Here is an 11,951-nt window from a genome sequence, read left to right on the forward strand (position 1 = left end):
GTCGCCATAAACGACCTCATTCGCCGAGCAATTGATGCAATCGGCCATGCCGGCCTCATTTTCATACTGGCAAGCTGACCGTGACATAGCGCCCTGTCGAGCTTTATTCACGACAGCTTTCGACGCTAGCAACGGTGCCCGCTTCTGCGGCGCGAATATGATCTCGCGTTCGCTAATCAAGTATCACGTTGACGCTGAACTACCGATTTGCGAGAGTTTTAATGAACGCCTGAAACTTCGCCGCGGCCTCGCCGCCGGCTTGGAGGGGCATGACGAGACGCAGTTCCGTCGTCAGGTCTTCCTCCGTCACGAAGGGGATATAGACGACGCCGGGATGCGCAATCATTCGCAGGGTCTGGGGAAGCAGAACCACCCCGAGGCCGAGGCCCACCATCGCTATGGCGGCGCTCAACCGCGCCGCCTCGGCGCCAAAACGGGGGGCGAACCCGGCCCGGTGACAGGCGGCGATCGTGGCCGCGAACAGACCGAACCCGTCTCGCCGGCCGTAGACGATGAAGGTCGCGTCGGCGAGCACTGAAATGCGGATGGGTCCCGCGCCCAGGCGCCGCGCAACGGCCTCAGGCACCGCGGCAACGAGCGATTCGCTGGTCATGTCGCAGGTCGACAACCCATCGGCAGGCGGCGTCCACAGAAAGGCCGCGTCCAGCATCGCGCCCCGCAGCGCGTCCACCAGCGGAGCGCTCTGTCCCTCCTGCAGCGTCAGCGCAATGTCAGGATAAGACTCGCGGAACCGCCCAAGCCGATCCTGCACCGCCGGGTGGAGCGCGCTGGTCGCCGTAACGCCGATAATCAGCCGGCCCCGCTCGCCACGCGCCGTCTGCCGCGTCGTCTCGCCTAGCCGATCGGCATCCGCAAGCAGTCGCAGGGCCCCATCGCGGAAAACGCGCCCGGCCTCGGTCAGTTCGACTCCGCGGGGGCGGCGCGCCAGCAGTCGCGCCCCGACGCGAACCTCAAGCTTCTGCAGCGCGCGGCTCAGCGGCGGCTGCTCGATCCCGAGCCGCGTGGCTGCTCGCGAGACCTGCCCTTCCTCCGCAACGACGAGGAACTGCCTGAGAAGATGGTGGTCCAGCCAGTCCATACCTGATCCGGTATCGATATCGCCGAAATCCATCATGGACCGCCGGATCGCAAAACCACAACATCCGCATGTGAACAGATAGAGCCGCGCGACGCGGCCATGCGGAGGATCATCTCATGAAGCCCGCAGTCCTGATCGCTTGTCTCTTAAGCGGCCTCGCCAGCACTGCCCTCGCCGATGCCGCGTCCCAATTTCCACAGCGCGCTATCACACTCGTGGTGCCCTATGCGGCCGGGGGGACCAACGACACGCTTTCCCGGATCATCGGCGAGTATCTCGCGAAAACGCTCGGCCGACCGGTGCTAATCGAGAACGATGCTGGCGCAGCAGGTACCCTCGCGGCTCGGCGCGTGGCGCGCGCAGTACCGGACGGGCACACCCTGATCATGGGCAACATGGGCACGCACGCTGTCGCCGTTTCACAGTATCGAAGCCTCGGCTATCAGCCGTTGACGGACTTCACCCCCATAGGCCTCGTCGCCTCCGTGCCGGCTGTGGTCGTCGCCCGCCGCGATTTCCCCGGGACGACACTGGCTGACCTGAAAGCCGTTTTGCGCGCCAAACCCGAGGGCTTGTCGGAAGCTCATATCGGCGTCGGCTCTCCAACCCATACGTTCTGCACGCTGTTGCACGGCCTCATGGGCACGCGCGCGGTGCGCGTCGCCTATCGCGGTGGATCGCAGGCCATGAGCGACCTTGTCGGCGGCCATGCGGATTTCAGCTGCATCTCGCTAAGCGGTGCAGTTTCTCAGATTAACTCCGGCAGCCTGAAGGCTCTTGCGGTTGCCGCGCGCGAGCGCGTCGGGATCATCCCCGCCGTGCCGACTGCCGCCGAAAGTGGTCTGCCTGGGTTCGAAGTCTCAACCTGGAACGGGCTGTTTGCGCCACGAGGACTGCCGCCGGCGATCCGCGACAAGCTCTCGGTTGCTATCGACCAAGCGTTGGGGGACCCGGGCGTTCAGGCTCGCTTGGTCGAGCTTGGGTTCGTCCTGCCTACGCCGGCCGAACGTGGTGGGGAGGTCCTCGGGGAGCTGGTTGCGCGGGAGATCCCACGTTGGTCCGCAGTCCTGAAAGCTGCAGGAATAGCGCCCGAGTAGAGTGACACGTGACGAAATAGCAGCCCCCCGAAATTGCCTCGACCTTTCTACCCACGATGCCGCTATTTCACGATGGTCTTGGCCAAGAGGAGTTGCACTTTCAGCCCGCCGAAGCGGGAGCGGGCGAAGGTGACGTCCCCGCCATAGACCTCGACGAGGTCGCGCACGATGGCGAGGCCGAGGCCATGGCCGTCGATCCGCTCGTCGAGCCTGCGGCCGCGCTCGATGGTGAAGGTGTCGATGTCGGGAAGGCCCGGTCCGTCATCCTCGATGCTGACGATAGTCGCGGATCCGTTGACGGCGCGGCCCTCGACCAGCACCTGGCCCTGCGTCCATTTGCGGGCATTGTCCATGACGTTGCCGAGCACCTCCATCAGGTCGGTCTCGTCCATGGCCGCCTGAAGGTCGTCCGGCATCTCGACCGTGTAGACGATCGTCTGCCCCTCCGAGAGGACGGCGAGAGCATTGACCAGCGACTCCACGATGGGCCGCACCGCCGTCGCCTTCGTCCGGCGGAAGGCGCGGATATTGGCGCGGGCGCGCATCAGCTCCCGCGAGACATGCTGGCTCATCCGGACGACCTCGATATCGATCTCGTCGGCGATGGCCGTCTGGCCCTCGCCGCGCAGCCGGCGCGCCAGCGTGCTGAGCACGGCGAGTGGCGTCTTGAGGCCATGGGCGAGGTCGCCAGCCCGGGCGCGGGCGGCGACGAGGTCGGCGTCGCGGGTGGAGAGGAGCGTGTTGAGGTCGTCGACCAGCGGCTGCACCTCCTCGGGAAAGTCGCCGTCGATGCGGTCGCGCTCGCCGCGATGGACGCGGTTCAATGCCTCTCGGAGCGCCGAAAGAGGCGCCAGCGTCACGCCATTGGCGAGCCAGAGCGTCGCCAGGAGGGCAAGGCCGAGCACGGCCAGCGCCGCCGCCGCGGAGATCGTGAATTGCCGTCGCGCTTCGTCGAGTTCGCTGTGGTCGAGGCCGACGGCAACGCGCACCGGCTCGCCGCCGGCGACAGAGACGGTGGCAAGGCGCTCGAAGACCATGATGCCGCGGCCCTGCGGCCCCTGGCGATCATAGACGACTGTCTCTTCCGGGGCGGGCAAGCGACTGTGGAACGCAAACCGGAACGAGCCGAGAGAGGTCGACGCGATATTCACGTTCGTTCCGCGGCCCACTTCCCAGTAGAAGCCGCTCCTAGGCATTGTGAACCTGCGGTCCGACAGCTCGATGTTGACGGTCAGGCTGCCATCCGAAGCGGCCGTGACGCTGCGAGCGAGGGCTGCCAGGTCATCTCCAATCTCCGCAGCGGCACGCGCCCGCAGTGTGGTCTCAAATATTAAACTTACAGCCGTTCCCGCAATCGCAAGCGCAACCGCAATTGCGAAAACGGCTGACCAGGCAAAACGGGCGCGGATCGAGCGAATGACCATCTCCGACCGCTTCTGCTATTCAGCGGGTTGAGCGGTGGGATGAGCGGCTGGGAGCGGAACCGGCGTGCGGCGCGAGAAGACGGCGATGAGGGCCGGGAGGATGAGCAGGATCAGCACCGGCGCGAGGATAATTCCGCCGACCACGACAAAGGCGAGCGGCCTTTGGACCTGGCTGCCGATGCCCGTCGACATGGCGGCGGGCAGGAGGCCGACGCAGGCGGCGACGCATGTCATCAGGACGGGGCGCAGGCGCACCCGGCAGGCCTCGATCACCGCGTCGTGGATACCGCGGCCCTGGTCGACCACGGCGTTGAAGTAGACGATCACCAGGATGCCCTCCATCACCGCGATGCCGAACAGGGCGATGAAGCCGATGGCCGCCGAGACGCCGAAGGGCGTGCCGGTGACGGCGAGCGCCAGGATGCCGCCGACCAGCGCCAGCGGGATGACGCTGAGCGCCAGCAGCGTGTCGGTGAGCGAGCCGAAATGGGCGTAGAGCAACAGGGCGATGAGCAGGATGGTGATGGGCACGATGACCTGGAGACGCGCGATCGCGTCCTGCAGGTTGCCGAACTCGCCGACCCATTCGAGGCGGGAGCCGAAGGGCAGGTTCACCTGGCTCGCGACCCGCTGCTGCGCCTCCAGCACGGTGCTGCCGAGGTCGCGGCCGCGCACCGAGAACTTGATGGGGATGTAGCGCTGCTGGCCCTCGCGGTAGATCGTCGAGGGGCCGGAGACGAGACGGACGGTGGCGACCTCGCGCAGCGGGATCTGCATCGTGCCACCATTGCCGTCGCTGGCGCCGATGCGCAGCTCGCCGATGGCTTCCGGACTGGCGCGGTAGCGCTCGGCGAGGCGCACGATGATGGGGAAGCGGCGGTCCGAGCCGCGCTCGAACAGGTCTCCGGGCGTGTCGCCGGCGATCGCCGTCTTGATGGCGGTGTTGATGTCGCCGGGCTGCAGGCCGAAGCGGCCGGCCTTCTCGCGGTCGACCTCGATCTCCACGGTGGGCTGTCCGAGGATGTTGAAGATGGCGAGGTCCTGCACGCCCGGCACGTCGCGGATGGCGTCGCGGATCTCCCGCGCGGTGCGGCTGATCTGCTGCAGGTCGTTGCCGAAGAGCTTGATGGAGTTCTCGCCCTTCACGCCCGAGGCGGCCTCGGCGACATTGTCCTCGAGGTACTGGGAGAAGTTGAAGGAGACGCCGGGCAGCGCCTCGGTAAGTTTGGCATTGATCTCCTGGATCAGCTTCGGCTTGGTCATGCCCGGCCGCCACTGCTCGAAGGGCTTCAGCGGCACGAAGACCTCGGCATTGTTGAAGCCGGCGACGTCGGTGCCGTCGTCGGGGCGACCCTGATGGGAAATCGCCGTCTGCACCTCCGGGAACTCGGCGATGATGCGCCGCATCCGGTTCACATAGGCATTGCCCTCCTGCAGGGAGATGGTGGGCTGGAAGGTGGCGCGCACCCACATGTTGCCCTCCTCCAGCTTCGGCAGGAATTCGAGGCCGAGCATCCGACCGCCGATGCCGGCGGCGACCAGGAGCAGAAGCGCGCCGACGATCACCAGCAGCCGGGCGCGGATGATGGTTTCGAGCATGGGCTCATAAACGCGGCGGATCGCCCGCACCACGAAGGTCTCGGTTTCCGACAGGTGGCCCTTGAGGAGGACAGCGGAGAGCGCTGGCGTCACGGTGAAGGTGGCGAAGAGGCCGCCGGCGAGGGCATAGGCATAGGTCTTCGCCATAGGCGAGAAGATGTGGCCCTCGACGCCCGACAGCATGAAGAGCGGCAGGAAGCCGACGATGATGATGGCGGAGGAGAAGAAGATCGGGCCGACCACCTCCGCCGCAGCGCTGAGGATTGTATCGAGCCGGCCCTGTTCCTCGTCGTCCCCCGCCGGCGCCTCGTGCCGCTCGGCGAGATGGCGGAAGATGTTCTCGACCATGATGACGGTGGCATCGACGATGAGGCCGAAATCGAGCGCGCCCACCGACAGGAGGTTGGCCGACTCCCCCCGAAGGACCATGATGATGACGGCAGTGAACAGCGCGAAGGGAATGGTCGCCGAAACGATGATGGCGCTGCGCAGGTTGCCGAGGAAGATCCACTGCACCAGGAAGACGAAGAGCACGCCGAAGACGAGCGAGTGCATCACCGTGTGGGTGGTGATGGCGATGAGATCCTTGCGGTCGTAGAGGCGCTCGATGCGTACGCCGGGCGGCAGCACGCCGCCGGCATTGATGCGCTGGACTTCCGCCTCGACGCGCTCCAGCGTCGGCATGCTCTTCTCGCCGCGACGCATCAGCACGATGCCCTGAACGATATCGTCAGTCTCGTTCATTCCCACAATGCCGAGCCGCGGCAGGTGGCCGACGGTGACGGTGGCGACGTCGCGGATGCGCACCGGGGTGCCATTCGACTGGGTCAGCAGCGTCGCCTCGATGTCGTCCGTCGACCGGATGAGGCCGACGCCGCGCACGACGCCCGCCTGCGGGCCGATCTCGATGGTGTTGCCGCCGACATTGATGTTGGCGTTCTGCAAGGCCTGCATGATCTGCGGCAGGGTGAGGCCCGCCGCCATCATCTTCTGGAAATCGACGGTGACCTCGTAGGTCTTGGAGGTGCCGCCCCAGCCGGTCACGTCGATGACGCCTGCCACCGCCTTGAAGCGGCGCGACAGGATCCAGTCCTGGATGGTGCGAAGGTCCGTGAGCGAATAGCCGGGCGGTCCGACGACGCGGTAGCGGAAGATTTCGCCGATGGGGCTCAGCGGCGAGATCTGTGGCTGGACGTTGCCGGGCAAATTTGGCAGCTGCGCCAGCCGGTTCAGCACCTGCTGCAATGCTTGTTCATATGTGTAATCGTAGGTGAACTGCAGCTTGACGTCGGAAAGACCAAAAATCGAGATGGTCCGCAGCACCTTCATGTTGGGCACGCCGGCCATCTGGTTCTCGATGGGCATGGTGATGTAACGCTCAATCTCCTCGGCCGAGAGGCCGGGCGACTGGGTGATGATGTCGACCAGGGGCGGAACGGGATCGGGATAGGCCTCGATGTTGAGCTTCTGAAAGGCAATAAATCCCCCCACGAGGACGAGGACAAACGCCAGAACGACCAGGACGCGACGAACCAAAGAAAACGAAACGACAGCGTTCATCGCTAAGCTCCTCAGCGACCGTCTGCGACCATCTGGTCGAGGAAAAGGCTGCCCTGCACGACGACCCGCTCACCGGCGGCGAGGCCGTCGGTCACCTGTACAAAGCCGTCCTGCACGAGACCGGTCCTGATCGCGCGGATGGCGGCACGCCCTGAGTCACCCAGCACCCAGACATGGGCGTCGGCGCCTTGCCGAATCACGGCGCGGCGGGGCACCGCCGGCCAGTCGCTGCCCTTTTCGGTGAAGACCGTCACAGAAGCGAACATCTCGCGCTTCAAGAGGCCGCGCGGATTGGGGATGCTGGCGCGCACCATCATGCGTCGCATGGTCGGGTCGATGATGCTGGAGACGTGGTTCACCGTGCCGGTGAAGGTCTGGCCCGGCATGGAGAGGACCTGAAAGGCCACTTCGTCGCCGACATCGATGGCGGCCGTGTCGCCCTCGCGGACATAGGCGACGAGCCAGACATGGGCGGTGTCGTCGACGAGGAAGAGCGGGTCGCCGCCGCCGCCCTGCACGAACTGGCCGGGGCCGATCTTGCGCTGGGCGATGAGGCCGGCGGTCGGCGCGAGGATCGGCGTCTCGGAGCTGATCGTGCCGCGCTCGCGCAGCTGGGCGAGGTCGCCATCGGTCTTGCCGAGGATGCGCAGGCGGTTCTCGACCGCGAGCTGGGCGGCGATCGCCGAGCGCTCGTCGGCCTGCGCCCCCTTCAGGTCCGCCTGGGCCTGTTCGAGGTCGCGCAGGGGCGCGGCGCGACCCTGGTAGAGGTCGCGCTGGCGGCGTTCGTTGATCTCGGCGAGCCGCAGGGCGGTGCGCGCCTTTTCGAGGTTGGAGACCGCGGCGACGAAGTCGTTCTGCGCCGCGACCATGTCGGTCGCCTCTATGGTGAAGAGCACCTGGCCCTGGCGGACAATGTCGCCGGGCGCTGCAAGGATCCGCACGACCTTGCCGGCATAGGGCGAGAAGACCGGACTGGCGCGGTCCTCGTCGGTGGCGATCTTGCCCTCGGTGACGATGCGCGGCCGGAAGGAGCGCGTCGCGATGGTCTCGACGGTGAGGCTGCGCAGCTCCTGCGCAGACAAAGTTACATCAGCTGGGCGCGACACGGCCGCTGTTTCCTGGCGCGTGACCGAATTGCCGCTCGCCTCAGATCCCTTTGGCAAAAGGGTTGTTATCAGGTCGATGGCATATGGATATCCAAACCAGCCACCAGCAGCGACTGCGCAGAGGAATAAAACACCGAAAACCAATGTGAACCGGGAGCGGGAGGGTTTCGGATCAGATGACATTGAACAGCCGAATGGGACAGTAGCGCAGGAAGCGGGACGTTGGGGCAAGTCCATATATCCCAAGAGCTGACAGCGGCCTGACAAACGGAGTCAGCGAACTGTCAGGTTCGCGCGGCTATAGCGCCATGCACTCTGCTATTCCGTTCGAATGGGTCTCCACTGATGGACTGTTTGTTTCTGTCAGCGCGCCGCACGGCGCCGGCCCTCGTTCTTCTTGTGGGTTTTGCGGCTCCGGCAGTCGCGGTCGAGCGGGCACCGCGTCCCGCTGTCGTCTCCTCGCTGGAAGATGCGTTGCTCAGGGCCTGGCGCATCAATCCGGACATCCAGGCGCAGCGCGCCCAGGTCCGCGCTACAAGAGAAGGGGAGCCGCAGGCCCGCGCGGCCCTGTTGCCGCAGGTCAGCGCCACGGCCTATGCCGGTGTGCTCGCGACCCGCTCCCTGCTGCGCGGTGGCGACACGCCGTTCAGCAGCTCGACCCTCACCCAGCGCGGCGTCGCACTGACGGCCACGCAGACGCTGTTCGACGGCTGGCGCACCCAGAACAATGTCGTCCAGGCCGAGCGGCTGACGGCGGCGCAGCGCTTCCAGCTGCGGGCGACGGAACAGTCGGTTTTCCTCGACGTCGCCGCGACCTTCATCGCCGTGCGCACCGGCCTCGCCCTGGTCGAGGTGCAGCAGAAGAACGTCCAGTTCCTCACCACGACGCTCTCCACCATCCGCACGCGGCTCGCCGCCGGTGTCGCGACGCCCACCGACGTGACCCAGGCCGAGGCGCGGCTCGCCCGGGGCCTGTCCGATCTCAATGCGGTGCAGGCCGACCTCGTCATCGCCCGCGACCGCTTCCTGAAGCTCGTCGGCGCACCTGTCTCCGACCGCCTGCAGCCGGTGCCGGCCGTGGACCGGCTGCTGCCGCGCAGCCGCGAGGTGGCGCGCGACCTCGCGGGACGCGACAATCCCGCCGTTCTCGCCGCCGAGGAGGCGGTGAAGGCGGCCGATGCGGCGGTGCGCGCCGCGCAGGGGCAGATGCTGCCGCAGGTCGGCGTGCAGGGCCAGGCCGCGCGGGATTACGACACCGACAGCAGCACCCGCCGCGTCGACAGCCTGCAGGTCGTCGGGCGGGTGACCGTGCCGCTCTATGCCGGCGGCGGGCCGGAGGCGCAGGTGCGGCAGAACCGGGAGCTCGTCGGCGTCGCGCTTCTCCAGCGCGACAGCGCCCGGCTCCAGGCGCGCTCGGCGGCCTATGGCGCGCGGGTCGGCTTCGACACCGCCACCATCGCCATCCGCGCCGCTAGCGAAGAGGTCCGCGCCGGCGACGCGACGGTCGAGGGCATCCGCAAGCAGCTGGAGCAGGGCATCCGCACCGTCACGGAACTCCTCAACGCCCAGCAGGATGCGGTGGCAGCGCGGGCCCGCCTCGCGCAGGCGACGGGCGACCGGGCGGTCGCCTCCTTCACCCTGCTCGCCGCCATGGGCCGTCTGGGGCTCGAGGATCTCGGCATCCGCGCGGCACCCCTGGTGGAGCCGCAGCCCGCGCCGGACACGCAGGTGCGCTTCGACGCCTGGCGCGACCTGCGCACGCCCGTGGGCCCTAGCAGGAATTAATCCAAGCTTCCTCACCTGACTTTTTGGGGCTCCTGCCTCCGAACCACACGGCAAAGGGATCAGGTCCGTTGTTTGACACACGCAAAAGCGATGGATTTACCTTTTTCTGCGAGGAACCCCGGAACCAGGTGACCGTCCATATCCCGACTCTCGCCACCATCTTCGCGAGGCATGGTAACTCTGCCTTCTGGGCGCTGGCTTTTACCCATTCGGTTATCTCCACTATCGCACCAGCCATCGGCTTCCACACCCTGCCGCGCGATACGGTCGAGGGATTTTTGTGGGGCCGCAGCTTTCAATGGGGCTATTTCAAGCACCCGCCGCTGCAGGCCTGGCTCCTCGGCTGGAGCGAGGCCGTCGCGCCGACGGCCGCCTGGCTCGCCTATCTCTATGCGCAGATCTGCGTGCTGGTGACGCTCTTCGCCATCTGGCGCCTGGCGCGAACCATCCTTGGGCCGGGCGCCGGCGTCATCGCCAGCATGCTCACACTGGTCGGCATCCATTATTACGGCCCGCCCATGGCGACCTTCACGCCTGACACGCTGTCCGCGCCGCTGTGGGCCCTGACGGGTCTGTTCTGGTGGCGAGCCGTGGTGCAACGCCGGCAGTTGTTCTGGTTCGCCCTCGCGCTCACCGTTGCGGTCTCTGTCTATGCCAAATATGTGGGGCTGCTGCTGGTCGGCGTGCTTGGTGTCCTCACCCTCATCACCCCCGAGGGGCGCCGGGAGCTGACGCGCCGCGAGCCTTGGCTGGCGCTGGTCTTCGGCCTGGCGCTGGTCGTCCCGCATGTCGCCTGGATCATCGATACCGGCGGCTCCTCGCTCGCCCATGCCGTCTCAACGGACGCAAAGGCCGACAGTTTCGGCATGCGCCTGTGGTTCTGCTTCAGCTTCCTCGTGGCACAGGTCATCGAGCATAGCGGCCTCATCGCCCTGGTCGTTCTGTGCATCGGGATCGGCCGAAGCCGCCCCCGGACCGAGCTCCTCATCGAGGAACGGCCGGTTAGCGAACGCGAACGCACCTTGCTGCTGGCCATGGCCTTCGCGCCCATCCTCATCGCGCTGCTAACCAATCTCATCGTCGGCGGTGAGTTCCGGCAGGGCCGCGGTACCGCGCTCTTCGCCTTCTCAGGGATCGCCGCCGTTCTGCTGGCGGGGCCGGTGCTGCGTCTCGGCCGGCTGAAGGTCGCCGCCGCCATCGCCCTTACCATGGTCGTGGCGCTGCCCATCATCAATGCCGGGCACCACCATTTGCGTCTTGCCTGGGGCGCGAGCGTCGTGCCGACGCTCTATCCGGCCCAGGCCCTTGCCGACGAGCTGGAGGCGCGGTGGAACGACCGCACGGCGCTGCCCCTGCGCATCGTCATCGGCGAGCGCTGGCATGCCGGCAACATTGCCTTCTACGCCAAAGCCAAGCCTCAGATCCTGCTCGACGGCGACTTCCGCATTTCACCGTGGATCACCCGCGAGCGCCTCGCGCAGGAGGGAGCGCTGGTTGTCTGGCATCCGTCCGACCGCACCATGCTCGCGCGCCTGCGCGAACTCATCCCGGACCTTGAGGCCGATGGCTATGCCTATGCCTCGCCCGCCATGCGCGGTAGTGAGCCGACGCGGCTCGCCTATGCGGTCATCGAGCCGAAGCTTGTCGACCCCGATCAACCAGCCGGGCTCGATTACTGAGGTTCCGAACAGTCAAGCGCCAGCCAGCAGCGACCAGCGGGTGGCGTCTGACTATTGGTATTGTAGGTGGGTGCTACCTTTTTGACGGTGCCGAATAGGAATGCCGCAGCGCAGGTCAAAACCGGCGCCCCATCACCACGAGAAACTGATGGCGTTCGAAGTCGCGCAAGTTAAGCGGCCCGACCCCACCGATCTCCCGCCCCACGATCTGGGTCGTCCAGGACAGAGTGACCCAGCCTTTCTCGATCGGGGCATACAAGACCGGGCCAATATGGAGAGCATCGCCCTGAAAGCGTCCAAGCGTCGATCCCTCATAGGCGCGCTGGTAAAGAACTTCGCCGCCGAGCCAAAGATTGTCAGCGACGCGCGTCACAGCCGACAAACTGATGCCCGCGTTCGAGTTCGGCTGGGATGGGCCGCGTCCGGAAAGATAGTCGCGCCCGCTTGAAAGGAACATGTTCCCCGCAAACAAAAGGCGATCCCAAACCGGCTCAAGATCAAAGGCGAGGTGACGTCCCTGGTGGTGGTGTAGCTGGCGGTGGCCATTGATCGATCTTCGGGCGAGGTTCGGGTTGCGCACACCAACCTGCACCTCGAGGACG

7 protein-coding genes and 1 pseudogene are annotated in these 11,951 nt (G+C 66.3%); 3 read left to right on the forward strand and 5 right to left on the reverse strand.

Annotation, left to right across the window (positions count from 1 at the left end):
- Positions 1 to 199: 199 nt before the first annotated feature.
- Complete coding sequence (locus tag C8P69_RS21155; RefSeq protein ID WP_108179442.1) at positions 200 to 1,135, reverse strand: LysR family transcriptional regulator; 936 nt, start codon at positions 1,133 to 1,135, stop codon at positions 200 to 202.
- A gap of 80 nt (positions 1,136 to 1,215) precedes the next feature.
- Between C8P69_RS21155 and C8P69_RS21160 the strand changes: the two genes are divergently transcribed.
- On the forward strand, positions 1,216 to 2,196 hold the full coding sequence (locus tag C8P69_RS21160; RefSeq protein WP_108179443.1) for a Bug family tripartite tricarboxylate transporter substrate binding protein: 981 nt from the start codon (positions 1,216 to 1,218) through the stop codon (positions 2,194 to 2,196).
- A 62-nt stretch (positions 2,197 to 2,258) separates the two neighbouring features.
- On the opposite strand, the gene C8P69_RS21165 is transcribed toward C8P69_RS21160, so the two are convergent.
- The 3 genes from C8P69_RS21165 to C8P69_RS21175 form a co-directional block, all read right to left on the reverse strand.
- The gene (locus C8P69_RS21165; RefSeq protein ID WP_170118338.1) at positions 2,259 to 3,293 is read right to left on the reverse strand and encodes an ATP-binding protein; all 1,035 of its coding nucleotides are present in this window, start codon (positions 3,291 to 3,293) and stop codon (positions 2,259 to 2,261) included.
- Positions 3,294 to 3,635: 342 nt separating this feature from the next.
- On the reverse strand, positions 3,636 to 6,779 hold the full coding sequence (locus C8P69_RS21170; RefSeq protein ID WP_108179445.1) for an efflux RND transporter permease subunit: 3,144 nt from the start codon (positions 6,777 to 6,779) through the stop codon (positions 3,636 to 3,638).
- Between the two features lie 11 nt (positions 6,780 to 6,790).
- Positions 6,791 to 7,885 carry an efflux RND transporter periplasmic adaptor subunit gene (locus C8P69_RS21175; protein ID WP_170118339.1) on the reverse strand — a complete coding sequence of 365 codons (1,095 nt, stop codon included), beginning with the start codon at positions 7,883 to 7,885 and terminating at the stop codon, positions 6,791 to 6,793.
- Positions 7,886 to 8,230: 345 nt separating this feature from the next.
- Here C8P69_RS21175 and C8P69_RS21180 point away from each other — a divergent pair, with 345 nt between their 5' ends.
- Together C8P69_RS21180 and C8P69_RS21185 are read left to right on the forward strand one after the other, a co-directional pair.
- The gene (locus C8P69_RS21180; RefSeq protein ID WP_108179447.1) at positions 8,231 to 9,670 is read left to right on the forward strand and encodes a TolC family outer membrane protein; all 1,440 of its coding nucleotides are present in this window, start codon (positions 8,231 to 8,233) and stop codon (positions 9,668 to 9,670) included.
- Between the two features lie 128 nt (positions 9,671 to 9,798).
- On the forward strand, positions 9,799 to 11,349 hold the full coding sequence (locus tag C8P69_RS21185; protein WP_170118340.1) for a glycosyltransferase family 39 protein: 1,551 nt from the start codon (positions 9,799 to 9,801) through the stop codon (positions 11,347 to 11,349).
- Positions 11,350 to 11,464: 115 nt separating this feature from the next.
- On the opposite strand, the pseudogene C8P69_RS23985 reads toward C8P69_RS21185, so the two are convergent.
- A pseudogene (locus tag C8P69_RS23985) lies at positions 11,465 to 11,951 on the reverse strand (hypothetical protein); the annotation flags it as partial.

Source organism: Phreatobacter oligotrophus (assembly GCF_003046185.1).
Lineage (GTDB): Bacteria > Pseudomonadota > Alphaproteobacteria > Rhizobiales > Phreatobacteraceae > Phreatobacter > Phreatobacter oligotrophus.